The sequence below is a fragment of the Bacillus sp. AR4-2 genome, assembly GCF_008274865.1.
Lineage (GTDB): Bacteria > Bacillota > Bacilli > Bacillales > Bacillaceae_G > Bacillus_A > Bacillus_A cereus.
Map to the genome: position 1 here is coordinate 905,831 of NZ_CP031062.1, position 25,930 is coordinate 931,760.

Consider the following 25,930-nt stretch of genomic DNA (forward strand, 5'->3'; position numbering starts at 1 on the left):
AGTTTTTATAGTTGCTTCATTTTCAGTTTTGTCATAATAATAGAAAAAGGAGATTGATAGTTTTGAATATTTTATCAAAGGGTATGAAGCATGAAGAAATCACACAAAGTGTCATTGCAAACGAAAATAGTAAGCTTAATTATCGCGTTAATTTTATTTGTCGTTCTCCTATTAGCGGGAATATTTGTTTACATTCAGTCCGTTGATACGAAGCGCCAAGTGGAGCAGCTAGCACTGCAAACGGCTAAATCTCTTTCTTTCATGCCAGCTATAAAAGATGCTTTTCAATATAACGAGCATAAAAGTACCATTCAATCTATTGCAGAACAAGTTCGTGAGCAAGCTGGTGCAGATTATGTAATTGTAGAAGATCGCTATGGGGTTATGTATTCACATTCTAATTCTGAGTTGATTGGAACAAAGAGTAACAACCCGTATAACTATGAGGCACTCACTTTTGGAGGGTACTATACGCTTGAAGGAAATGGTACAAGTGGCCCGGCTTTAATGGCGAAGGCACCTATTATTGTTCATAACGGAGATTACGATCAAGTCGTAGGCGTTGTGACAGTAGAGTTTTTAATAAAAGGTATTCAATCTAACATATTGAGCAGAACGAAAGAAATTATACTCTTTTCTTTAGCTGTATTATTAGTCGGTATTGTTGGTGGAATTCTTTTAGCACGTAGCATTCGTAAAGATACACTCGGTTTAGAGCCGAATGAAATCGCAGCACTATACCGAGAACGAAGCGCGATACTACTATCTATAAAAGAAGGAATCATTGCCATTGATCAAAACGGTTTTATTACGATGATGAACACCTCAGCAGAAGAAATGCTTTATGTAAATGATGATTATATGCAGCAGCACATTTCAAAAGTTTTACCGGAATTTAATATGGAAAGAGTGCTAGAAACCGATCAAGAAATCGCGTTTCAAGATAAAGTGTTTATTTTAAACATGACGCCGATACTCGAAAATAACAGTACGGTAGGTGTTGTATGTAGTTTTAGAGATAAAACAGAACTGCAACACCTTGTTAATACGATATCTGAGGTAAGAAAGTATTCCGAGGACTTACGTGCTCAAACACATGAATTTACAAATAAGCTGTTCGTCTTATCGGGATTACTTCAGTTAGGACATTACAAAGAAGCGATTGAATTTATTCAGCAAGAATCTAATATTCATCAAAGTCAAAATCATATTTTATTCCATCAAATTCATGATGCAAAAGTACAAGCAATTTTATTAGGAAAAATCGGAACAGCATCTGAGAAGAAAATCGATTTTCATATTGAAGGAGATAGTGCGCTTCATCCGTTACCAGACCATATAAAAGTTTCGCACCTTATTACGATTCTTGGAAACATAATCGACAATGCATTTGATGCGGTGAGTGAACGAGAGGAGAAGAGAGTTTCTTTCTTCGTTACGGATATTGGACACGATATTGTATTTGAAGTGATAGATAGCGGGATAGGGATACCGGCAGAAAAAATAACGACCATTTTTCAAAAAGGATTTTCAACGAAAGGAACTGATCGTGGTTACGGGCTAGCAAACGTGAAAGAAATGGTAGATCTACTAGAGGGAACAATTGAAATTCAAAACGAGAAAAATGGGGGAGCTATTTTTACAATTTACCTTCCAAAAACATTGAAAGAAAGTACATGACAAACAGGGGGATGGACATATGTTGAAGGTTGCAATTGCAGAAGATGATTTCCGCGTCGCGCAAATTCAAGAGGAGTTTTTATTAAAAATAAAGGATGTAAAAGTAATCGGAAAATCATTGAACGCGAAAGAAACGATAGAACTACTACAAAAGGAAGAAATCGATTTACTTTTATTAGATAATTACTTACCAGATGGAATTGGTACAGATTTATTACCACAAATCCATGCTGACTTTCCAAATGTTGATGTCATTATGGTAACAGCGGCGAATGAAAACTATATGTTAGAAAAAGCAATTCGAAACGGCGTAAGTAACTACCTTATAAAACCGGTTACGTTAGAAAAATTTGTTCGCACAATTGAAGATTATAAAAGAAAGAAGCAACTATTACATAGTAACAATGAAATAAATCAAGCACTCATCGATAACTTCTTCGGTACTTCACAAACACAAGACATAAAAAACTTACCGACAGGTGTTGATCCGTTAACACTGCAAAAAGTGAAAGGCATTATAAAAGGATTCGAAGAGGGCATTACAATAGAAGAAATGGGAGAACAAATGGGGGCCTCCAGAACAACCGCAAGAAGATATTTAGAATACTTAGTAGCGACCGGCGAATGCACAGTAGAGTACACATACGGCATTATCGGACGACCAGAACGAAAATACCGAAGAGGGCGAGGACTATGAAAAAACGATTATTACTATGTATATGGATCATGACAGTAGTAATAGCTGGTTGTTCCTCGGAAAAATCCCATACGAATAAAGTGAACATCGACAAAGTAGAAATCGTTGCGCCGAACGTTCAAGGAGCAGGCTGGGACTTAACAGCGCGGGCGATGCAAAAAACGCTAATAGAAGAAAAAATCTTCACAAAACCAATCAAAGTCACAAACAAAGTAGGCGGCAGCGGTGACGTCGGATGGAAATATACGAAACAAAAAGGCGGTCACGTACTGGCGATTAACTCAAGCTTACTCATAACGAACAACCTACTAGGCCACAGTAAACTAACATATAAAGACTTCACACCGCTCGCAACACTTGCATCAGATTGGGAAGTTGTTGTCGTATCAAAAGACTCAAACATAGAAAACGCAAAACAACTCATGGAACAACTAAAACAAAACAAGAAAAACTTCAAACTAGGCGTTGCCCCAGGCCTAGGAAACGACGATCACCTATCATTCGTACAAGTAAGCAAAGCCTTCGGCATAAACCCAGCCGAACTACAATTCTTCGTCTACGAAAACAAAGAAAAAATCATAAACGCCCTAACGAACAAACAAATTAACGCCGCAACAATGACCCTATCCGAAGCCGAAAAACAATACAAAGCCGGCAAAATAAAAATACTAGCCGTATCCGCACCAAAACGCTTAGACCGACTATCCGAAATCCCAACATGGAAAGAACAAGGAATCAACGTCATCTTCCAGCACTGGAAAGGAATTATGGGCCCAAAAGATATGACGGAGGAAGAGGTTGCTTATTGGGATGGTGTTATTAAGCGGATGGTGGAGAGTAATAGTTGGAATGGGGTTTTGAGGGAGCGGGGTTGGGAGAGTTTTTATAAGGGGAGTGGGGAGACGAGGGGGTTTTTGGAGGAGAGTAGTGGGTGGTATGGGGGGATGGTTGGTGGAGTTAGAGCTGATAAGTAATTTTAGCCACCTGTACTCATGAAATATTGATATCATTCTTAGTATATTTATTTAGAATTTTAAATAGAGATTAGGTGATTCAATAAGTTTTTATATAGATTTTTCCTTTTATAATGATAATTCGTTATTATGGTTTCATATTTAAGATAGAAAGGGAAATCTAAAGAGGAGTATAATTGGACTGAATGATAAAACATTAAAGGTATAGGACGGGGGAATTATGATGATACATACTTTAGTAAGGGGACAAAAGATAGACGTCACTAATAATCATCCGGAGATTAGAGGATTACTGGTAGATTTAACTTGGGATGCCCCGATGAATATGGATGTAGATGCATCAGCTTTTTTAGTAGGGTTTAATGGGAAAATTACTAAAGAAGAGGATTTCGTTTTCTATGGACAACCTTATTCTAGTTGTCGATCTGTTCAATTGAATCAGAATGAAACAAATGGAAGTAAACAAAGATTTTCGATAGATTTTACTCATATAAAAGATGAGGTACAAAAGATTGTATTTTCGATTACAATTCATAATGCGGAAGAGAAGAAACAGGCGCTACGAGATGTTTCCCATATTCAATTGAAAATAAGCAACGCACAATCAGGATTAGAAATTATTCAGTTTCCTATTACACATCCATTTACAGATGAAAGTGCCATTATTGTTGGAGAGCTATATCGACATGGAGGAGGATGGAAGTTCAATCCTATTGGAGCTGGTTATTTTGGTGGATTAGCTGCATTGTGTACAAATTTTGGAATAGAAATCGCAGAGGATGAAAAACAAATTGCTCCTCCTGTAGAGAAGAAAATAGCTCCTACTCCGCCTCCAGTACAAAAAACTATTAATGTAGCGAAGGTTGAATTGAAGAAAAAACAATCTATAAATATACAAAAATCTAAAATGGTAACAGCTACTTTAGAGTGGGAAACAAATAAAGATTTAGACTTATATTGTTTTTACGTAACAACTAATGGAGAGATAGGAAAGGTTTATTATAAAAATCTAGGTTCGTCTAAAGTATCGCCGTATATTGTGCTGGACGGTGATTCGCAAGAACCAGGAAAAGAAACAATTCGTATTTATCGACCAGAAGCATTAAAATATGTTTTATTTGCTGCGTATAGTGCAGTTGGAAATGGAATAGGTAGTTTCTACTCTATGAGGGCTAAAGCTGTTGTTGATAATCATATGGGAAGCGTTGTAACAGCACCGTTATTAGAAATAAATGACCATGCTTATTGGGTGTGTATTGCTCATATTGATTTCACCAATTCAGATGAAATGAAAATTTCACACGTAGAAAGTTACTCGAAAGATCACTCAGAAGCTTCGCCACTATTGTACGAGAACGGGAAGTTTCGAATGGATGTTGGGCCAATCGAATTTAAAAATGAAGAGGATTACCAGAAGTATTTTAAATAATAAAGTAGAAAATCATACATCATATTGTATGATTTTTCTTTTATACATAGTTTGGTAAAATAGTAGTAATTGTAATTTATTGTAACGGTGGGGATGAAAATGTTAGAGCAACTCATAATTGAATTGGCTAAATCAATGAAGCAGGTTGAAGATATAAATGGTGATAAAACTTATTTAATTATAAATAAGGATGATGAAGGATTAGACGTTGAAATGAAAATTTCACGTGGACAATATGAAGAAGAAGCGTCTTATTTTAAAGTGAGCTTTGAACTTCTTAAAAACACTTTGGAAAAGTTTATGGCTATGCGTACGGTAAAAAGTGAGAATTTCGGACAAGCAGGTGAATGTAATGCTTTCTTGTTGGCCTTCTTTTCACAGCTGCCATTTGTGAATGTAATGGAATCAGGAGCTATTGCATTTAAAGAATTCCAAACTGATAACCTACCAAGTGAAAAATATGATAAAGTCATACTCTTTTTAGAAGAGATAATGAATGGTACATATAATCCAAGTACGTTACGTCAACAAACGGATGAGATTTTATATAGAGTAAAATCGAATGCGCGCCAAGATTTGAGATTGTTGGGCTTTTTGAATGAATCTCATGAAATGAATCAGCTTCTATTAAATGAATATGTTCAATCAGAAGATAAAAATATCTACATTGCCCAGTTAGTTTTAAAGCAGGAATACTTCCGGCATGCTTTATTTGTTCTTGGATTATTAGAGAAGTATTCAAAGGATGAAAAGAAAAAAGCTCTAGTCGACTTAGGGATGACGATTGTCCGAAATTCAGTAGGGAATAATTTAATGCTTGAATCGGTGGCGAGGAAGCGTACGAATAACTTACTGGATTGGTTTGAACGAGTAGGACTAATTAATGATGAATGGGTTCCTTTTGAACAATATATAAAAGATGATGGGGAAAAGGGCGGTAGTATGAACAGTAATTTACGTGAAAAGTTTTTAACGGTTATGAATGAGTATTTACAGGCGAGAACAGAAAGATTTGCAGGTCATAAAATGGGAGCGGTTGTTAGGCATGAAATGACAACGGAAATAACGAGGTTACCATTTATTAATCATAATCAATATGTTGTTACAGGTTCAATTGGACAAGGGAATTGGGCTGCTGTTCCGTGGCTTGCGATTATGAATAAAGAAATTACAACATCTACGCAGAGAGGTTATTATATCGTTTATTTATTTAGTGAAGATATGGAGCGATTATATTTAACGTTGGCGCAAGGTGTAACGGAAACGGCTAAAGAAGATATGCAAAAAATTAAAGAAGAGATTCGAGAGCAAATACATATGTCTCAGAAGGTGAAAAAAGATGATGAGATTTTCCTAGGGACAAGCCTAAAAGCGAAGGGATATGCGAATTCGACAGCGGCTTATATTGCGTATGATGCTAATAAAATGCCAAGTGAAAAAGAGTTAGTAGAGGATCTAGAAGAAATGCTTCGCTATTATGAGGGATTTATTGCTTATAAAGAGGAAGGAATAAAATATGAAGTGATTTATGGGAGGAAAGAAGTTCATTTAGATCAGCAATCAATTATTGATCATGTGTCTTCTTATATTCAAAGTAAAGGTTTCTATTATGAGAAAAAGGATATTATGAATTTCTTCCTTTCATTAAAGACGAAGCCATTTGTGATTTTATCGGGTATTTCGGGCACAGGAAAAACGAAAATTGTTCAGTGGTTTGCGGAGAGTTTAGGAGCAACGGAAGAGAATGGACAATTTACGCTTATTCCAGTTCGACCTGATTGGAGTGACAGTTCTGATTTGCTTGGGTATGTGAACCTCCAAGGGGAGTTTCAAGAAAGACCGTTAATTAAAGTTCTTGAAAATGCAGATGCAAACCCAAATAGACCGTATTTTGTAGTATTGGATGAGATGAATTTAGCTCGAGTGGAATACTATTTTAGTGATTTTTTAAGTGTAATTGAGAGCCGTAAATGGAAAGATGGAAAAATTGTTACGTCACTAGTACTTCCAGAATCAATTACGAATAAGCGCATTACGATCCCATCAAATGTATATATTATCGGAACGGTAAACATGGACGAAACGACATATCCGTTAAGTAAGAAAGTATTGGATCGTGCGAATACAATTGAATTTAATACCGTTAACTTAGATTATTTTAATTTCTTAATGGATGTAGAAGAGAAGGAAGCTGAAATTGCTTCAAATCGCTCTTTAGAAACTGAGTATCTTCATCTAAAAGAATGTTTTAAAGAAAACGAAGATCTTGTGAGAAATATATCGAACATTTTAATAGAAATAAATAAAACACTTGAATCAGTTGGAGCTCAAGTTGGATATCGTATACGAGATGAAATTTGTTTCTATATGGCATACAACGAACAAGGAAAGCTATTATCGTTTGAAGAAGCGCTTGATTATCAAATATATCAAAAGATTTTACCGCGTCTTGCAGGGAGCGATGGAAGAACAGAAGAGGTATTAAAGCAATTGTATGTATTATGTGCAAATGAAGAATATGATAGCGGCAATAATGATGCTTCATATGCTAAATATCCTCGTTCAGCTAACAAGCTGTCTCATATGTTAAGGAGGTTCGAGTATGATGGCTTCACCTCTTTCTGGATCTAATAATGAGATAGAGCTAGTTAAGATTGAAACAGAGGAGCTATCATTGACGATTAAGGGAAATCCTTATCATGAAAAATACGAGAGTTTAAAAGAATATCACGCTATGAACGCAGATGAAATGATGTATTTTCATGTGGATGGGAAGGTGGAATCCGTTTCTATATTTGATGCGAGATTGAAGAGACTGGATGAATGGAACGAACATCCACCAATCTTTTTTGAAAATAGAAGTTATCAGCTTGTTGTTGTTCCGAAAAATAACAAGCAGCTTTCCTTTTATCATGAACATCCGGGTTTTCGAAGACAAGTTAGCTCTATTCAAATGGGTTCACTTCATGTGTTAATGGGGAATCTTTCGTTTCCAAATGAAGTAGGAAATACAACGTTTGAAATTAAAAATGATCAAGATACTTTATTAACTGTTACATTTGAAGTTTTCCCGGCAAAACTTGATTATAAGGATGATTACAGAGCCTTATTAGATGAAGTAAATGATGAAATTTATAATTTAGCATTTCATTTATTAAAGAGAACTTATTTAGGAGCATCTGCAATTTATGCTACAAATCCATCGAAGAGTGAATTTTATCGTATTTTAAATGATTCCTTTGAGCGGTTTATGAAGTCGATCTCTCATATTAAAAGACAACCACATCATACGCTTATGACTAGACATCAACTTGTACGAGGAGAAAAAATTCGTAAATTGGATTCTGTCGGAATGAATTATTTGCGAAAGCGACCACACTTGCTGCAAGGAGAAAATAATATACCGACTAAAGGCATTACAGCTTATAAGGAAGTTTCATATGATACGCTGGAAAATCGATTTGTTAAATGGATGATTCAAAGAGTTGTACATAAAATAGATGATTTACTTAAGGCGTTAGAGCCAAATTCTAGATATACACGTGGTGTAACTGATGAAGATTTGCTGGAACGTGTAAAAAATATGAAGTATCGAATGAAAAATGAATTGAACGATCCATTTTGGAGAGGAGTAGGAAAATTAGATCGCTCCGTTTTCTCACTCGTTATCCAAATGGCTGCAGGCTATAGAGATGCGTATCAAATTTTTTTAATGCTATCGCGAGGTTTAACGTTACGAGGACAAATTTTCAAAATGTCGGTTAAAGATGTCGCAAGGTTATACGAATACTGGACGTATTTAAAACTTGGACAAATTCTATCTAAAAAATATATACCGCTCCATCAAGATGTTATTCAAGTTAAACAAGATGGTTTATACGTAACGCTTGATGAAAGTAAAACTGCAAAAAGAACGTTCAAGCATCCAGTCACTGATGAAGTAATAGAGCTTTATTTCCAGAAAAGAAACGGTAGACTACCAACAGTTACACAAAAACCAGATACGATGCTCGCTATTGAGAAAAAGGGAAAGAACTATCAATATCAATACATTTTTGATGCGAAATATCGAATTGATTTTGCTGAAAAAGCTCATTACAAAAGGAAGTATGGCACTCCTGGTCCAATGGAAGAAGACATTAATACAATGCATCGTTACAGAGACGCACTAGTAGTAGAACAAGAAGGACCATTTGAACGAACAGCTTACGGAGCGTACGTACTATTCCCGTGGAACCAAGAGGAGGCATACGAGAACCATCCATTTTATAAAAGTATCGAAAAAGTAAATATTGGTGGCTTTCCATTCTTACCTAACGCAACAAGACTAGTCGAACAATTTCTAGATCATCTCATTGAAAAAAGTCCGGAAGAAATTATAAAAGAAGGCATCCTTCCAAGAGGGACAAAAGAAGAATGGCACTCTTCACTAGAAGAAAAAGTATTAGTAGGCAGTGTAAAAACTGAAGGTGGCTATGAAACGTATAGAAAGAATGGCGTATATCAATTACCAATCAAACAGCTAAAATCAGGATGGCAAGAAGCAAAGTACATAGCATTATATACACCGAAAAAATGGCACGGAGAAAAAGGTGGAATTCAATACGTAGCCAAAATCAAACACATTCAAATGCAACAAACCGATGAGTATGTAAATTTCGAACTAGAGCCATGGAAAAAACTAGACCACCTCATCCGCCCAGTAGGATATGGCATTCAAACATACACAATAACAACTATGTCATTATTAAAAGAAGTACAAGAACTTCCAGAACTCTTCATGAAATCAAAAGAAGAACGAATTCTTTGGAAAACGCTGCGTCGCTTTACGAAACAAGTTAAGGTTGAGCTGGATCATAACAACTTAGATGAGGCTTCTTCTATTAAGAGTTATTATGTGCAGGATGTTCAGATTTGGGTTGATTATGAGAATGGGGTTGTTATGGTTGGGAGAGATGGGTTAGTTAAGAAGGTTCCTTTGGAGTTGGTTGTTGGGAGAGGTTCGGTGTTGTTTAGGGGAGTTTTAGAAGTGTTAAATGTTAGGGAATAGAGTTTAGATACAAAGGGGATTAAATAATGGATAAGAGACCGAATTTATTTTCATATGGAACAAGTGAGTTGTCGCAAGATGCTTTTATTTGTTGGCTAGCAGAGTGGGCGAACCCAATCTATAAAGAAACCGATGAATGCTTACATGCAGCTGGTATAGATTTTATTAGAAAAATATATGAATTACATAAAAAGAACTTCCCAGCCGCTATTAAAGAAATTAAGATTACGAAACAATTTAAAGGTTTAGATATACTTATTGAAATTAACGGTAATCAGGCTATTTTAATTGAAGATAAAACGTATACAAAAGAACATTCTAATCAATTGAAACGCTATTATGAAGATGTAATGAAATTTAAAAAATATGAAAAACATGACCTGTTGCCTATCTATTATAAAATAGGTAATCAAAGTGATTATTCAGCAGTTATTGATGCGAAGTATATGTTGTTTACAAGAAAACAAATGCTTGAATTTTTACAAGAAAATATAGATAGAGGAGTTCAAGATCAAATATTTTTAGATTACTATTTTTATTTAAGAGAAATAGATCAAAAATATAATTCATATAAGACACTTCCGCTAAGCGAGTGGAAAGATGAAGCTTGGGAAGGATTTTATGAGGAGCTAAAGCAACGTGGGATCAAAGGTCAATATGGGTATGTAGCTAATCCGAATGGTGGGTTCTATGCCTTATGGTGGAATGAAAAAGAAGGTAATAATTGTAAGCAGTATTTGCAGTTAGAAGAAGGACGTTTATGTTTTAAAATACATGTTGCCGATAAGGATAGAAGAAAAGAACTTAGGGATAAGTGGAGTAAAGCGCTAATCGAACGAAGTCATAATTATTCTTTCAATGTAGAGAAACCTAGATTTGGTAATGGACGATATATGACGGTTGCTGTGGTGAGGGATTATAGAGTGGGAGATGGAAAAGGGAGGATTGATATTCCTGGAACGATGAGAGTTTTAGGTGAAGTGGAGAAATTTTTAAAAATGATAAATGTAATTGTGAAATAGATTAGATAAATATTAGTCGGATAAATTGTATTATTAGCTATGGGAAGAAGAGCATATGAGATATATGCTCTTCTTTCTATTTGTAAATAACATGGATGTGAAATTTTAAATGATGACCTCCACCCTGTCAAGGTAAAGATCTTATTTTACCTGTATTGATGATATCAATTTTCTATATACATTCCCCTTGAACCTCCCCCAACGTCACCCCCTAATCTAAAGAAGACAAAATAAAAAAGGGGGGACCAAACCACTCATGAAAACCACCACAAAAGAAAAAAGAAACACCATCATTATGCTACTACTTTCAGCCGCAATTGGAATCTTTTCACCAATACTCATGTACATCACACTGGCACGTAAAAATGAAGTGTACAAATATCATTACCGAAAGGCGTTCAACTTTCACTTGTTAATTTTTCTTTTATTTAATATTAGTTCGCGTATTAGTGATGTTTTGTTTTGGATTGTATTTATCTTTGAGGTAATTCAAGTGCTCATTGTTGCGTGGAAAGTAATACGCGATGAACCATATTATTATTTCATTCGAATTCCGTTATTTAAAGAAGATAAGTATGTAGTGGAAGGAGAATAGGTGATGAAAAAAGAAGTGGAGATAAAGGAAAAGCAATTTTTTGTTATGGTTGCAGTGTTGTTTATTGCAATTTATATTGTTTTACGAAAAAGAATGTATGAGTACTTTTATAATGGTATTAGTGAGTATGAAAATCGTTATAGAAGGAATATTCCTTTTTTATTGCTTGTTATAGGTTTATTTCAATATTGTCGGCAGAATGAGATGAGTTCTTCTCATTTGCTTCAGTATGTGAAAGAGAAGTTAGTGGAGTAGGTGATGATATGGCGTGGATGATTAGTGAGTTTGCAAGTGTTGGAGATGTTACGGTGCGGACGCTTCGTTATTATGACAAGATTAATTTATTAAAGCCAAGCGATTATACTGAGGGCGGGCATCGGTTATATACGAAAGATGATTTGTATGTGCTGCAACAAATTCAATCGTTTAAGCATCTTGGTTTTTCGCTTGGAGAAATTCAAAATATTATATTGCAGCGTGATATAGAGACAGAAGTCTTTTTAAGACAGATGCATTTTCAAAGAGAAGTGCTTCTGGCAGAGCAAGAAAGAATTGCGAAGGTGCTTTCGCATATGGATGAGATGACGAAGAAGTTTCAAAAGGAAGAACGAGTGGATGTCGCTTTGTTTTCTTCGTTTTTGCAAACCTTCATATGGGAGAAAGAAAATAAAGAATGGTTAGAGGAACACTTTTCAACGGAGAGTATTCAAGCGTTTTATAATAATAAGGAATTAAAAGAAAAGTGTGATCGGCGTTTTATGGATGTGATAGGGAAGTTGAAAAAGTATAAGGAAGAAGAGAAGGATCCGAGTCATCATGACGTTCAAGTTACTTTGAAGGGATTTTTCAATTTAATAGAAGGAGTAACGAACTATCTTGATATACCTCAAAGTGATATAGGGGATATAATCCAAAAATCAGACCTTCCACTATCCGAATTCCCGGCTCTCTTCACAACCAAAGAAGAAAACTATATAAAAGAAGCAATCCAGCAGTTTAACAACTAGTTAAACTGCTTTTCCATTATAATAGAAGAAAAACCAAACGGAGGGAAAATCCCATGCCAACCTACAACAAACTAATCCGAAACAAAATCCCGCAAATAATAAAAACCAACGGAAAAACACCTACAACAAGAATCCTACCCGAAGAAGAATACATAAAAGAACTCTGCAAAAAACCAGAAGAAGAACTAACCGAATATCTAGAAGCAACAACAAAAGAACATAAACTCGAAGAACTATCCGACCTACTAGAACTAATAAACGCCTTAGCCGAACACGAAGGCTCAACACTAGAAGAAATCAACAACATCCGTAAAAAGAAAGCAGAAGAACGAGGCGGTTTCTCAGATCGAGTCTTCCTAATCGAAGTAACCGATAACTAGCCCCTCCTAAGCCCCTTACAAGCCCCTACCAAGTAATAAATCACTAAGAAAAAGCACAACAAAACAAAAACACCAACAAACACCGTAGTAGGAGTCGAAAAAAATTTTGAAATAACACGCCAAAAACCCAGCCCTCCTTCCTATATATAGTACAAAGAGGGAATTTTCATTTTTGAATTAGGACGGGAGGAATTAGGATGGCGGTGTATCGTACTGTGCAGGTGAATTTTTGGCAGGATGATTTTGTTTCGGATTTGACGCCGGAGGAGCGGTATTTTTATGTGTATTTGTTGACTTGTTCGAAGACGACGCAGTGTGGGATTTTTCCTTTTCCGAAGCGGTTAGCTGAGATGGAGACGGGTTATAATCGGGAGACTGTTGATAAGCTTGTGCAGCGCTTTATTGATTATGGGAAGATTCTTTATGATGCGGATACGCGGGAGTTATTCGTTTTGAATTGGCTTCGTTATAATCCTGTGACGAATACGAATGTGGAGAAGTGTGTGCTTCGTGAGCTGAAGGGTGTGAAGAATAAGGAGTTTGTACATATGTTTCTTCAGAAGTGCGTAGAGGAGGAGCTGAATGTTCCGATGCTTTTAGCGCATTTCGGTATGCCGAGTGATTTGGCTGTGGATGATGTTGAGCCAGTTTGTGAGGAGACAGAGGCAGAAGAAGAGGTTATAGAGGAAGAAACGGGGAGTCGTGTGTTTTCTTTTTATGAGCAACATTTCGGTAGTTTGTCTCCTTTTGCGGTGGAGGAACTGAGTGCATGGATGGATGATTTGTCGGAGGAGCTTGTGCTGAAGGCTCTTCAAATTGCGTTTGAGAATAATAAGCGGACGATTGCTTATGTGAAGGGGATTTTGCGTGGGTGGCACGGGAAAGGGTTTACGAAAGTATGTGAGGTTGAGGCGGATACGGCTAAGTTTCGGAAGAAGGAGTCGTCTGTTAGTACGGGGGAGACGGAGGAGTTTTTGGCGAGGTGTGAGGAGTGGGAGAAGAATGCGCCGTCTGAGGAAGAGTTGCAGCGCTTTTTAGCGGAGCGCGGGTGGCGGCCATGAGTATTCAAAATGTGGAGGCGGAGAAGACGGTGTTAGGTTCTCTATTAATTGATGGAGAGCTTATTAAGGAGTGCCGTTTGACGGAGCAGTATTTTTCTATACCAGTACATAAGTCTATATTTCAGTTAATGCGAAAAATGGAAGGAGAGGGGCAACCGATTGATCTTGTGACGTTCATTTCTCGGGTAGATCCGAAGTTTTTAGAGGGGATCGGGGGAATGGAGTATTTTATAGGGTTAATGGATGGTGTGCCTACTACTAGCAATTTTTCTTATTATGAGGGGCTTGTTCGAGGTGCGTGGAAAATGTATCAGGCTGGTGTTCTCGGGCACAAGATGGGAGAGCGTCTTATTGCGGAGAAGAGTGAGAAAGTTATCGGTGAGACGATTACGGCACTTTGTGAGTTAGAGGAGAAAGACTCTGTATGTGAGTTTGATTTGAAGGATGCGTTAGTTGATTTGTATGAGGAGCTTCATCAAGATGTGAAGGAGATTACTGGTATTGAGACTGGTTATACATCGTTAAATAAAATGACGTGCGGATTGCAGGAAGGTGATTTTGTCGTTCTTGGTGCGCGTCCTTCTATGGGGAAGACTGCGTTTGCGCTTAATGTTGGACTGCATGCGGCGAAGTCTGGAGCGGCGGTTGGATTGTTTTCGTTAGAGATGAGTAGTAAGCAATTGTTAAAAAGGATGGCTTCTTGTGTAGGTGAAGTGTCAGGAGGCAGGCTGAAAAATCCGAAGCATCGTTTTGCGATGGAAGATTGGGAGAAGGTAAGTAAGGCGTTTGCGGAGATTGGTGAGTTGCCATTTGAGATTTACGACAATGCAGGTGTTATGGTGCAAGATATTTGGATGCAAACTCGTAAGTTAAAGAGGAAGCACGGTGATAAAAAGATTTTAATTATTGTAGATTACTTGCAGCTTATTACGGGCGATCCGAAGCATAAGGGCAATCGATTTCAAGAGATTAGTGAGATTTCTCGTAAGCTTAAGTTATTAGCGCGTGAATTAAATGTTTGTGTAGTAGCACTGTCACAGTTATCTCGTTCTGTAGAGTCACGGCAAGATAAGCGTCCGCTTTTATCTGATTTAAGAGAAACAGGACAAATTGAGCAAGATGCGGATGTCATTATGCTTATGTATCGCGAAGATTATTACGATAAGGAAACGAAGCAGAAAGAGATGACGGAGATTCATGTAGCGAAGCATCGGAATGGACCTGTAGGTAGTTTTAAGCTGAGATTTTCGAAGGAGTTTGGACGGTTTGTGGAGGGAAAATAGTGAAAAGACTGGAGTATCACTTTGCAAATAAAATAAAGCATAAGTGTTCTATTTCATTCACTTATGCTTTATTTTTTGATTCTTTCAATATGCTACTTATTTCCCCATAAAGAAAGACTTTCTCTCTGCAGTAATCCACTGCTGCAAATCATCTTGGTTACGTCGGACAAGTCGATTTACTAACACATCATGCCATACATAATCCTCTAATAAGTATATATGGACGGGGTCATCTGTATAAAAAGCAATATTACGCTCTTCAAGTGATGGTCCATAAATCATTTCTTTAGAATCTATCGATACAATAAACCAATGTTCTGTAGACAAGGTTTCTGTATAAGGTGTTATGCGATGGGCTTCTAGATTTTTAATGGGATTTTCAACATGTAGGGTGATACCTTGTATTGTAACTTTATCAGCTACTTCAGATAGATCTTCTTTTAACGCTTCATACATCTCATCCCACATTGAAATGACAATACGTCGTTCTGCTTTTTTTATTAATGTCTGACAGTAGCTAATGATTGTTTGATTGTCTTTTAAAGTAATTACTCGATTATCCGTTTTTTCCTCGGAAGTTTCTAGTTTTTTTAATGAATCACTTATTCCTTCGTAAGTAGATTGCCATTCTGTTTGCGCTTTCTGTAAAAAGATTTCAACAGGTAGAGGTGAATAGCGGGTGGTGTCATTTATTTCTTCTTTCATGACAATTCCTTTTTCTACAAGGTTACCTAAAATCTCATAAATGCGCGCTCTTGGGACACCCGAATCTTTACTCACTTGGTAGGCTGTGACAGGCCCTTGTTTAACAAGAGATACATAAGATTTAGCTTCATATTCATTGAAACCAATTTTTTTAAGCTGTTGCACTATGTAGTCCACTTTTTTCGTCCTCCGATGTTTGCTTTTATCCCGCTTTAACGGGCAGTAAGACCCCCACCTCAAAATTCAGCGGAAGCAAAGAAGTTAGGTGGGGTCGGGCTGCCCGTAAAAGCCCGATTGGTGAAGGCTAATAATTAGTGGGGGTGAACAAACCCCCCATTGATTAAAGTTTCACTTTATATTTCAACGTTACAATAACTATTTACATTTAGCAAATTATTAGTTACTATTCGAATAGTGACTAAAGGGGAGGTTAATAGTATGGATTTTTATTTAGACCCATCTGTATTAATGATTTTGATCGCTTTTGGATTTTTAGCTGCATTTATTGATTCAGTTGTAGGTGGTGGTGGACTCATTGCTTTACCAGCTTTATTATTTACAGGACTGAATCCAGCAAGTGCAGTAGCTACGAATAAACTAGCATCGACAATGGGAAGTGCAACTAGTAATATTGTGTTTTATCGTTCTGGTAATCTTGATTTGAAATCGGCGTTTAAATTAGTTCCGCTCACTTTCATAGGTTCCATAATAGGGGCATGGACCGTTCATTTAATGAATCCAGAAGTACTGAAGCCATTGATGTTGATTATGCTTGGTGCGGTCGCTATTTATACGATATTCAAAAAGGATTGGGGTAGTATTTCCACTCATAAGAAATTGTCTGGTCGACACGTCATTATTTTTACTTTCTTTGTTTTTGCTATTGGTTTTTATGATGGATTTCTAGGTCCTGGAACAGGTTCATTTTTAATGTTTTCTCTTTTATTTATTGGGTATGATTTTTTAAAAGCAGCAGGTAATGCGAAGCTTCTTAATTTAGGAAGTAATGTTGGTGCATTGTTGATGTTTATGTATGTAGGGCAAGTCAACTATGCATATGGTTTTATAATGGGGATTGCTCAAATTGCTGGAGGGATTGTTGGCTCCAAATTTGCTATAAAAAAAGGGAGCGGGTATGTTCGTGCTCTTTTCATTACAGTAACTTGTTTATTGTTAGCGAAAAATCTGTATGACTATATTCAGTAAGTAATTCAAGAACGTAGAAAAGGTCAAAGATGCCTACATAGAATATAAGAAGATACCAGGAGAAAATTCCTTTTAACATTTTTTAGATGCTACCTTATTTGAAGATAGCATCTAAAAAGAAAATCTAAGTGAAGAGAATGAAAATAATATAAACTCATATTTTTCTGGGGTATGTTTATTGATCATAGTGAAATGTTTATTCTATATTCTTCTTATAATTAGGCCTCAACAAACTCTTAAAATCTAACTCAGCAATTAGCACACTCAGCAATATAAGCGTAGCCCCTAAGTATCCTTTTCCTGTTAGCGTTTCACCTGTGAAGACGAAAGCAAAGCCTGCGGAAAAGACAGGTTCTAATGAAAAAATAAGACCTGTATGGGTAGGTGTAGTGTATTGCTGGGCAATTACTTGCACGATGAATGCGACTGCGGTGCAAAATATGCTTAAAGCTAATATGATGAGCCATGAGTTGATTGTGCTAGGAAGCTTTGGCGTTTCTATCATGAATGAAAAAATAAGACTAAATAGACCGACGAAACCTAGTTGCACTACTCCAAGTGCAATGGAATTCACATGTTTCGTTACGCTTCCAGTAATGATGACGTGGATCGCATAAAATAGGGCAGACAGTATGCAAAATATATCGCCGTTACCGATTTTGAATTCGCTCGTTAATGTTAATAAGCCGATTCCTATTATCGTTAAAATGATTCCTACTATAACTTTCTTTTCCGGAATGTGTTTTAAAAATATAGCTGATAATATTGGAATGAAAATGACTGTGAGACATAGTAAGAAACCAGCATTAGAAACACTCGTATACTTTGTACCGAAAGTCGCGAAAATATAAACGATAAATAAGACAGAAGCAAGTATAAATGCATATTTTACAGTTTTAAAATCAACTTTGAATAAATGTTTGTAAAATATTAAACCTGATAAAAGAAAAGCGATAATAAATCGTAATGCAATTAAATTATATTCTTCTATGCCATCAAGTCCAAGCTTTGTAAGTAGGATGGATGCACCCCAAAAAAATGTAACTAGTAGTAACATTAAATCCGCTTTTAATTGTAGTTTCATTTCTATTCCCTCGTTATGTATAAATTTTATAAGCCCATACCCCTATCCCCATTTTCAATTTTAATATTAATTCTGAATATTTGTAACTTAAATTTATCGACGGTTTTTTCAGAACAATTGGGAAGTAATAGTATGTATAAAAAAAAGCCCAGTTTGGAGGGGATTTTTTCTATGTAAAATTTCATTTGTTTTGTTTACATAATATCTTTACAATCATTTGATAAAATAAAATCAACTGCATATTGTGAGGGTGGATGGTTATCCCTTCTTTCTATTCGGAAGGAAAGGAGGTGATAATATGGAGTTTTGTTTGACCTTGTAAAAGAGTTTGTCAAAGCGACTGTGCGCGAAGTTTCAGCGTATTTTTTGCGGAAGCAACTTCTGGGTAAGGACAACAAAAAAACCACTCCGCGCCGTAGGAAGCAAAAGGGTGGGTTTCGTAAAAAATAATAACGTATAATAACCACCACCCTATACGGTAGCAGTTAAGGAAGAGATGTTAGCGCATCTCTTCTTTTTATTATATGCCAATTTATTCGCTGTTACACTTATATAGTATTCTACGGAAAATATATCATATTCCTATTTTGTGGTCAATTTGATCCCGCTTTAACGGGCAGTAAGACCCCCCACCTCAAAATTCAGTGGAAGCCAAGAAGTTAGGTGGGGGATCAACTGTCCGTAAAAGTCCGATTGGTGAGGGCTGATAATCAGTGGGGGATGAACAAACCCCCCCACTGATTAAAGTTTCACTTTATTGCATGATTGAAAAGATGTAGTCTTATTCCTCTTCAAACTGAAAAATATCCCGATTAATGAGTTGGTGGAGGTACCTATCCATTTCAGCAGCAGAAACGCTTTTTTTATTTTTAAACCACCATGTGCTTAATGAGGTGATTGCCCCTGAATAAAACTCAATGATTAAATCATTTGGTATCGTATGGTTTTTGCAAAGTTGATTTAATGCTTCTATTTCTTGTTTTCTTGTTTCGTGACTTAAATAATGTGTACGGGTAATAAATTGTTCATCAGACATTTGCGTTTCTAATATTTTACCGAGTTCTTCATGATGTAGGAATTGTTCCATTACTTGAAATGGTTTACTTAATCGATCTGAAACCGGTATTTCAGCAATCATCTTGCCGTATCGTTTAAATCCAAATGTTAATAAAGCATCTTTATCTTCAAAGTGTTTATAAAAGGTTGTTCGGTGTACCATAGCGCGGTCACATATTTGGTTAATCGTAATCGTACTATATTTCTGTTTTGATTGCGTCATTAATTCAAATAAGGAATCCCACAGTAATTTATGTGTACGTCTAATACGTAAATCAAGTTGTTTTTCGTTATCATTCATCTACAATTCTCCTTTTTTGTAGATTAAATATACAGTGGTTGAAAATTGATTCTCCCTTTTTAATCTACATATGTATATTATATTACATGTGTTTAGGTATATTTAAAGTTTTTTAAGTAAGAAACAGGAGGAGAATCTGTAAATGAATATGACAACTAAGAGCCCTGCAAGTGGCAAAGTTGATACTTCTAATTTGAAACATACCCCCATTTTAATTGCGTTACTTTTAGGAGCAATGGTTGCATTATTAAATGAAACATTACTTGGTAATGCGTTAACAGTATTAATGAAAGAATTTGACGTAACAGCTTCAACGATTCAATGGCTTTCTACAGCTTACATGTTAGTAGTTGGGGTTTTAGTCCCAATTACAGCGTTGCTTCAGCAATGGCTCACAACGAGACAAATGTTTTTGATCGCTATGGTAACGTTTTTAGCTGGTACATTAATTGCGGGATTTGCACCAACATTTTCTGTTTTATTAATCGGCCGTATCGTCCAAGCTATAGCGACAGGGTTAATTTCACCGTTATTAATGAATACGATTTTAATTATTTGTCCGCCTGAAAAACGTGGTGCGACAATGGGATTAATCGCACTTGTGATGATGGCAGCTCCGGCAATTGGTCCTACATTATCTGGAGTAATTGTGGATTCATTAAATTGGCGCTGGTTATTCTATATTGTTATTCCTATCGTGATTATTTCCATTATGATTGGGATGAAGTACATTCAAAATGTTTCAGAGTTAACAAGGCCAAAAGTAGATTACCCATCAATCCTTTTATCGACATTAGGATTTGGCGGATTTGTGTATAGCTTTAGTGCATCAGGTGATTTAGGATGGTCCGATGCGAAAGTATATGGTGCTTTAATTGTTGGGCTTATCTCATTATGTATTTTTGTCGTTCGACAATTAAAAATTGAGAATCCAATTTTAGAATTACGCGCATTTAAAGTTCCGATGTTTACATTATCAGTTGGATTAATTGTCATTGTGATGATGTCGTTATTTTCAACGATGACTTTATTACCGATGTTCCTGCAAACCGTTTTACTCGTTACAGCTTTTAAATCAGGAATTATCATGCTTACGGGAAGTGTTATTAGCGCCATAATGGGACCAATCGCAGGTAAACTATTTGATAAATTTAGTCCGAAAGTTATTATCGTTCCCGGCATTGTCTTAGTAGGAATTGCAATGTTCTTATTTAAAGGCATTACTCCTGATATATCAATGGTACAAATTATTGTCATGCATAGCGTATTAATGGTTGGACTCATGTTTGTCATGACAGCACAAACATACGGTTTAAATCAATTAACACCAGATTTATATCCGCACGGAACAGCACTATTTAGTACGTTGCAACAAGTAGCTGGTGCAATTGGTACAGCTATCTTTATTTCGAAAATGTCTTCAGGAACAACTAAGTATATGGAAAGCTCCGCAAATCCACTGGATCCAGTAGAGAAGTTAAACGGTTTAACGTCAGGGTTCCAAGGTGCATTTGCACTTGGGTTAATCTTTATTATTGTTGCATTTATCGTATCGTTATTCTTAAAAGAAGAGAAAGAAGGAGTAAAGGCAGCGAGGGTTTTACAGAACGAACATTAAGGTTTATATAAAAAAGACATCTTTCCCTAGAAAAGATGTCTTTTTTATATTTTTTTCGTAACACTTGTTTTGGGTGTCTTCATACATAAGAATTGGTATGTACAATAATTATCCTTTTTGAGAATAAGGATGCAAAGCCGTACTAATAACTAATAGTTCACCAGATGATTTAGTGACATCGTATATAGATCCTGTTATGAGAATAGGCATAGTCATGATTGTAAAGTTGTTATATTTATATTAATAGATTTATATGTTTTTTATAGTGAAAATTAGAGACACTTCAATAAAAAGGAATTAAATATGGTACTCTTTAGTTAAGATATTTAAATGAAGACAGGGGAAATGAAGATGGACAAGAAGCTAACGTATTGGCTAGCATCTATTATAGGGGGAGTAGTACTTGCAACTGGTATGACTTATGGAATGTTACAGTTTGCTGAAGTCCCGCTTGAGAGTGAGGACCATGTTTTTGCAGAGGTTAATAAAGAAGACACACTATCGAATGAAGCAGAAGTGAAAGGCTCAAATGCACAACTTCACATTACAGTAACTGCTACTGAAGAAGAAGTGATTTCAGCTATGCATAGCATGACTCATCAAAAAGTAAAAGTGCGTGAAGGAAAGGGAGCAACCCCTATGTCCAAAAAGAATGCAGAGAAAGTAAGAAACATTCTAAACGGAAACAATTTCAAGAATAAAGAAGAGCTATTAGCAATTACTGAAAGATGGGCAAATAGAGATTTTAGTAAAATTTTAGAAGAACATAACTATTTTATTAAACTTCAAGGTGGCAAGATAGGTGAAGCTACAGTAATGGATAAGATAGACGAGAAAGTATTCTGTTTCAATACTTTCGGTGATGATGTAACGGCCGCATTAGTTAAATCAGGAGATCTTTAGCCACGTTAAAGTGTCTTTCTCAATTATAAGAAAAGCCTCAAGTATTCATATACTTGAGGCTTTTCCAATGGAAAGATAGGAATGATTCGAATTCCTTACATTAAGAACAAAGTGGAATTACTCCTAAACCAATTAATAAAGCTGCAGCAACTGCTGGAATTGGTACAGGAATTTGAATACCTTCTACAAACAAGAAATACTGACCACTTACTATTTTAAAACAAACTAATTGCATGGCTATTCCTCCCTTCTTTTAGAATTAATACATTATATTAATTTATCTATTTATTGTTATAGTTGAATTATTCATTTTAAAAAATATAGTTAATATGTGAATAGTTTTCGAAAGGACCTGCTCAATCAATACGAAAAAACATAAGATAAAACGAATCCATTAAAATACATGAGTGAACCTTAGTTTTCCCCTCTTATCTAAAGGAGGAACTATTATGGGTTATGGTGGTAGTTGTGGCGGTTGTGGCTTCTCGGGAGGCTTTGCTTTATTAGTTGTGTTATTCATTTTATTAATCATCGTTGGAGCTTCTTGCTTCTGCTAAAAACTATTGGAAAAGATACTCATATGGAGTGTCTTTTCTTTCGTGCAAAATGATTCCTGATAATATCCAACTGTATATAGTATACGGTATATTTTTTCCTCATTAGACATATAAAAATGTTGGAGGGATGTTATGAAACTAGTAGGGAAGCACATTTATATTCGGCTTTATAAAACTGCTGATGCTAACGAGTTAGCTAACTTACATATTAGAAATCGCGAATTTTTTCAACGAGTTTGCCCGTTGCTCCCAGAAGTTTTTTATACAGAAGAACATCAAAAAATACGTCTTGAACAAGCTCTAAAAAAGACAGCTGAAGGGCAAGTATACCCTTTCGGAATCTTTTTAAGAGAAAATGATAAACTGATTGGAGACATTTCATTAACTCAAATTGTTAGGGGAGACCTCCAAAGCTGTTATACGGGTTTTACTTTGGATAAGGAGCATAATACAAAGGGCTATACAACAGAGGCTCTTCAACTTGTTGTAGATTTTGCTTTTAGGGAATTAAAGCTACATAGAATTGAAGCAGGAGCGATGCTTGATAATATAGCATCTATTCGTGTATTAGAAAAAGTGGGATTTAAAAAAGAAGGTATAGCGAAAGAAAATATAAGGATTAATGGCAAATGGACAGATCATCAAATATTAGCTATTATCAACAGTTTGGATGTGTAAGCTTATTTTGATTCCAATAAAGATAATCATGTAACTCTTCAAACTCTACCAACAGTTTTATAGAGACCTTTACAATTTTCGGATCAGAAACTAACCTTACAAGTCTTGAAATTCCACCTAACTCTACAATTACTCTATTTGAAAATTTTACAACTAACCACACTAAGACTCTTATTCGTTTTAGTTTTAGCTTTGTATTTGCTGCGTTCGTCACATTGACTAGTAGAACATTTAAATCCACAACTCCACAAACAATTAGATTAACACGAGGGAGATACAAGGACTTTCTTATTTGAGGATGTTAAATGCCACTTTAGTTAACGCCTCATCAAGGCCATTATTTATCCAGCAAACAACATATATTTTTTGTGATAAATCAAATTCATATTACTGTGAGAATAGTGATTATGGTTATTAGTAGTTATTAAAGAGGGTCTTGGCTCTTTTTTTATTTCCTTTCTACATAATATTACAATATATGAATTGATAGTTTGGTATTATTATCTAGAAATCTTACATTTATCTACAAATTATTATTGTATTTTTAATTTTTTAAATGTAAAATATTTCAATGTAAATACATACCATTTAGGGGGATAAAGAAATTTATGAAAAAATTATTAGCTTCAGCAACAGCGGTAACACTATTAACAGTGGGGTACAGTTCTTCTGCATTTGCAGCTAAGAGTCCTAATGATACAAAAAACTGTGGCCATTTTAAAAGTCAACAAGATGCTCAAGCATTCTGGGATCAAAATGGATATGGTGTTGGAAATGATCCGCACCGTTTAGATAATGATAAAGACGGCATTCCATGTGAAGATTATAAATATCCAAAGAGCACAAATACTACAACAGAAAATAAAGAAACTACTAAACCTCAAGAACAACCTAAACAAGAAAATACTAAACAGGAAAACACTAAACAAGAACCTGTTAAACAAGAAAACACTAAGCAAGAGAATTCAAAACAAAACAACCAAACAACAAATAATAAACAAGAACAAACTAAGCCTCAAACAACTGCAAAAGAAACAAAGAAAAATACTAATACAGTTGTGAAAAAAGAAACGAAAAAACAAGGTGAAAAATTACCTAATACAGCATCAAACGGTGTTACAATGATGTTAGCAAGCTTAGGATTAGCATTAGCTGGATCTGTATTAATGTTCCGTCGTAAAAAGACAAACGCATAAAATAGTTCCTTAAAACGGCAGGAGAAATCCTGTCGTTTTCAAATGGAGTGATAAAAGTGAATAAAAAACAATGGATAGGCTTATGTTTAACTGTTATTGGACTTACTATCTTTTCCTATTATTTTCTAGAATGGTATAGTGCTAGACAATCAGCAGAGTCGTTGACAACTAACGAGGCTAAACAATATGAGACCTCCACACCTTCTAAAGAAAATGAAAAGCAAAACATCAATCAAACAGAGAGAGAGACAGAGATAAAGACTGACACTTCATTGCAAGAAGAACCTGTACAAATTCCCGCTTCAAAGGTAAACCATCAGTTAGGAGATAAAGTAGCATATTTAATTATCCCTAAAATACAAAAGAAATACTCTATATATTGGGGAGCCGATGATACAGTACTAAAAAAGGGTGTAGGTATGTTTGTTAGTGACTTAACTACTACACCATCTGGAAATGGCCATACAGTTTTAAGTGGACATAGAGATACTGTTTTTACCGAGCTTGGTCAATTAAAGGAAAATGACCAACTTATCGTGGAATATGAAAATAAAACATATACATATGAAATTAACAAGCATTGGATAACAGATTCAGAAGATCGAACAGTTATTGTAGAAAAAAGTGAGCCAACATTAACATTAACAACTTGTTATCCTTTTGACTATATAGGAGACGCTCCAGATCGGTACATAATTGAATCATCTCTACTTTCCATTCGTTGAGGATGGAAGTCCAATACACATTAGTAAAATTAAAGTGGTTATCCAGTCGGAGAAAGGCACCTTAGGGTGTCTTTTTTTATGTAATTTAGTTGCCCATATGGAAAGTTTGTTATAGTTTTTTGTTTAGCGTGATTTTTTTCGAAATGCTGGCGGCACCCCATCGCTATCAAGCTAACAGAATAGGTTGCTCCCAGAAGTTTTTATACAAAATAACATCAAAAAATACGTCTTGAACAAGCATTAAAAAAGAGAGCTAAAGGGCAAGTATATCCTTTTGGAATCTTTTTAAGAGAAAATGATACAATGAAGATAATATTAGGAAATTGTGGGGATGATTACGTTGCTTACTTTAATAAAATTTGTAGTTAGTTATGCTGCAAGTCTATTTGCTTTTATTTTTGGATGGTTCTTAATTTCATATATTTTTAATCCTAGCTTTATTCACCCGGACGTTTTACAGGGATTCATAAAAACTATCGTCACTTATGGTAGTATACCAGCTCTTATAGCTTGTCTACTTGGGGAAGTTTTATATAGGAAAATTAAACGATGTCGAGAGTTTCAATTTGGAATTCCTTTATTTATAGGACTAGCAGTTATCTATACACTTATACCATTTCTTTTTCTTTTTAATTTTTCTTTTTCACATTTCTTTGACTTCGTTGCACCTGTTATTATGGGTTCCTTAGCATTTTATTTAGTACGTAGAAAAATATAATTTTC

General features: G+C 35.5%; 25 protein-coding genes and 1 pseudogene. 22 read left to right on the plus strand and 4 right to left on the minus strand.

The window, feature by feature from the left end; all coding sequences use genetic code 11:
* Positions 1 to 90 precede the first annotated feature (90 nt).
* The 13 genes from DN399_RS04700 (at position 91) to dnaB (ending at position 15,178) form a co-directional block, all read left to right on the plus strand.
* Positions 91 to 1,680 (plus strand): ATP-binding protein, encoded by a 1,590-nt coding sequence (locus DN399_RS04700; RefSeq protein WP_149149354.1) that lies wholly within the window; start codon positions 91 to 93, stop codon positions 1,678 to 1,680.
* A 19-nt stretch (positions 1,681 to 1,699) separates the two neighbouring features.
* Positions 1,700 to 2,377, plus strand: coding sequence for a response regulator (locus DN399_RS04705; protein WP_149149355.1), 678 nt, complete (start codon positions 1,700 to 1,702; stop codon positions 2,375 to 2,377).
* The gene (locus DN399_RS04710) at positions 2,374 to 3,351 is read left to right on the plus strand and encodes a tripartite tricarboxylate transporter substrate binding protein (protein ID WP_149149356.1); all 978 of its coding nucleotides are present in this window, start codon (positions 2,374 to 2,376) and stop codon (positions 3,349 to 3,351) included. The genes DN399_RS04705 and DN399_RS04710 overlap by 4 nt, the downstream gene beginning before the upstream one ends.
* 223 nt (positions 3,352 to 3,574) lie before the next feature.
* Positions 3,575 to 4,780 carry a TerD family protein gene (locus DN399_RS04715; RefSeq protein ID WP_149149357.1) on the plus strand — a complete coding sequence of 402 codons (1,206 nt, stop codon included), beginning with the start codon at positions 3,575 to 3,577 and terminating at the stop codon, positions 4,778 to 4,780.
* Positions 4,781 to 4,879: 99 nt separating this feature from the next.
* Entirely contained in the window at positions 4,880 to 7,411 is a 2,532-nt protein-coding gene (locus tag DN399_RS04720) for an MrcB family domain-containing protein (protein WP_149149358.1), read from the plus strand.
* The gene (locus tag DN399_RS04725; RefSeq protein ID WP_149150107.1) at positions 7,386 to 9,830 is read left to right on the plus strand and encodes a restriction endonuclease-like protein; all 2,445 of its coding nucleotides are present in this window, start codon (positions 7,386 to 7,388) and stop codon (positions 9,828 to 9,830) included. The genes DN399_RS04720 and DN399_RS04725 overlap by 26 nt, the downstream gene beginning before the upstream one ends.
* A 26-nt stretch (positions 9,831 to 9,856) precedes the next feature.
* A complete protein-coding gene (locus DN399_RS04730; RefSeq protein ID WP_149149359.1) occupies positions 9,857 to 10,852 on the plus strand; it encodes a PD-(D/E)XK nuclease family protein in 996 nt (331 codons plus the stop codon).
* Between the two features lie 256 nt (positions 10,853 to 11,108).
* Positions 11,109 to 11,447 (plus strand): magnetosome magnetite crystal formation protein family, encoded by a 339-nt coding sequence (locus DN399_RS04735; protein ID WP_149149360.1) that lies wholly within the window; start codon positions 11,109 to 11,111, stop codon positions 11,445 to 11,447.
* Positions 11,448 to 11,450: 3 nt separating this feature from the next.
* Positions 11,451 to 11,702, plus strand: a complete 252-nt coding sequence (locus tag DN399_RS04740) for a hypothetical protein (protein ID WP_149149361.1) — start codon at positions 11,451 to 11,453, stop codon at positions 11,700 to 11,702.
* 8 nt (positions 11,703 to 11,710) lie between these two features.
* Positions 11,711 to 12,454, plus strand: a complete 744-nt coding sequence (locus DN399_RS04745) for a MerR family transcriptional regulator (protein WP_149149362.1) — start codon at positions 11,711 to 11,713, stop codon at positions 12,452 to 12,454.
* A 53-nt stretch (positions 12,455 to 12,507) separates the two neighbouring features.
* A complete protein-coding gene (locus DN399_RS04750; RefSeq protein WP_149149363.1) occupies positions 12,508 to 12,834 on the plus strand; it encodes a nucleoside triphosphate pyrophosphohydrolase in 327 nt (108 codons plus the stop codon).
* 197 nt (positions 12,835 to 13,031) lie between these two features.
* On the plus strand, positions 13,032 to 13,895 hold the full coding sequence (locus DN399_RS04755) for a DnaD domain-containing protein (RefSeq protein ID WP_149149364.1): 864 nt from the start codon (positions 13,032 to 13,034) through the stop codon (positions 13,893 to 13,895).
* Positions 13,892 to 15,178 carry a replicative DNA helicase gene (gene dnaB, locus DN399_RS04760; RefSeq protein ID WP_149149365.1) on the plus strand — a complete coding sequence of 429 codons (1,287 nt, stop codon included), beginning with the start codon at positions 13,892 to 13,894 and terminating at the stop codon, positions 15,176 to 15,178. Before DN399_RS04755 ends, dnaB begins: the two co-directional genes overlap by 4 nt.
* Before the next feature lie 96 nt (positions 15,179 to 15,274).
* Here the strand turns inward: dnaB and DN399_RS04765 are convergent, their stop codons facing one another.
* Positions 15,275 to 16,060 (minus strand): TrmB family transcriptional regulator, encoded by a 786-nt coding sequence (locus DN399_RS04765; protein ID WP_025710329.1) that lies wholly within the window; start codon positions 16,058 to 16,060, stop codon positions 15,275 to 15,277.
* Between the two features lie 261 nt (positions 16,061 to 16,321).
* On the opposite strand from DN399_RS04765, the gene DN399_RS04770 reads away from it, so the two are divergent.
* Positions 16,322 to 17,089, plus strand: coding sequence for a TSUP family transporter (locus DN399_RS04770; RefSeq protein WP_000348425.1), 768 nt, complete (start codon positions 16,322 to 16,324; stop codon positions 17,087 to 17,089).
* Between the two features lie 196 nt (positions 17,090 to 17,285).
* Here DN399_RS04770 and DN399_RS04775 read toward each other — a convergent pair whose 3' ends face one another.
* Positions 17,286 to 18,173, minus strand: coding sequence for a DMT family transporter (locus DN399_RS04775; protein ID WP_043938291.1), 888 nt, complete (start codon positions 18,171 to 18,173; stop codon positions 17,286 to 17,288).
* A 781-nt stretch (positions 18,174 to 18,954) separates the two neighbouring features.
* Entirely contained in the window at positions 18,955 to 19,530 is a 576-nt protein-coding gene (locus tag DN399_RS04780) for a TetR/AcrR family transcriptional regulator (RefSeq protein ID WP_000999318.1), read from the minus strand.
* A 142-nt stretch (positions 19,531 to 19,672) separates the two neighbouring features.
* Between DN399_RS04780 and DN399_RS04785 the strand changes: the two genes are divergently transcribed.
* Together DN399_RS04785 and DN399_RS04790 are read left to right on the plus strand one after the other, a co-directional pair.
* Complete coding sequence (locus DN399_RS04785; protein WP_149149366.1) at positions 19,673 to 21,148, plus strand: MDR family MFS transporter; 1,476 nt, start codon at positions 19,673 to 19,675, stop codon at positions 21,146 to 21,148.
* A gap of 351 nt (positions 21,149 to 21,499) precedes the next feature.
* Positions 21,500 to 22,051: a PRK06770 family protein gene (locus tag DN399_RS04790; protein ID WP_149149367.1), complete on the plus strand. Its 552-nt coding sequence runs from the start codon at positions 21,500 to 21,502 to the stop codon at positions 22,049 to 22,051.
* A gap of 100 nt (positions 22,052 to 22,151) precedes the next feature.
* Here DN399_RS04790 and DN399_RS28305 read toward each other — a convergent pair whose 3' ends face one another.
* The gene (locus DN399_RS28305) at positions 22,152 to 22,286 is read right to left on the minus strand and encodes a hypothetical protein (protein ID WP_001177693.1); all 135 of its coding nucleotides are present in this window, start codon (positions 22,284 to 22,286) and stop codon (positions 22,152 to 22,154) included.
* A 214-nt stretch (positions 22,287 to 22,500) separates the two neighbouring features.
* Between DN399_RS28305 and DN399_RS04795 the strand changes: the two genes are divergently transcribed.
* From DN399_RS04795 to DN399_RS04820, 6 genes and pseudogenes are all read left to right on the plus strand, one after another.
* Positions 22,501 to 22,608, plus strand: a complete 108-nt coding sequence (locus DN399_RS04795) for a YjcZ family sporulation protein (protein WP_000540375.1) — start codon at positions 22,501 to 22,503, stop codon at positions 22,606 to 22,608.
* A 132-nt stretch (positions 22,609 to 22,740) separates the two neighbouring features.
* Positions 22,741 to 23,286 carry a GNAT family N-acetyltransferase gene (locus tag DN399_RS04800; RefSeq protein WP_088053980.1) on the plus strand — a complete coding sequence of 182 codons (546 nt, stop codon included), beginning with the start codon at positions 22,741 to 22,743 and terminating at the stop codon, positions 23,284 to 23,286.
* 608 nt (positions 23,287 to 23,894) lie between these two features.
* Positions 23,895 to 24,482, plus strand: coding sequence for an excalibur calcium-binding domain-containing protein (locus DN399_RS04810; RefSeq protein WP_000734536.1), 588 nt, complete (start codon positions 23,895 to 23,897; stop codon positions 24,480 to 24,482).
* Positions 24,483 to 24,538: 56 nt separating this feature from the next.
* Entirely contained in the window at positions 24,539 to 25,207 is a 669-nt protein-coding gene (locus DN399_RS04815) for a class D sortase (RefSeq protein ID WP_149149368.1), read from the plus strand.
* Between the two features lie 184 nt (positions 25,208 to 25,391).
* Positions 25,392 to 25,513: pseudogene (locus tag DN399_RS28255) on the plus strand (GNAT family N-acetyltransferase); the annotation flags it as partial.
* A 25-nt stretch (positions 25,514 to 25,538) separates the two neighbouring features.
* The gene (locus DN399_RS04820) at positions 25,539 to 25,925 is read left to right on the plus strand and encodes a hypothetical protein (RefSeq protein WP_149149369.1); all 387 of its coding nucleotides are present in this window, start codon (positions 25,539 to 25,541) and stop codon (positions 25,923 to 25,925) included.
* Positions 25,926 to 25,930 lie beyond the last annotated feature (5 nt).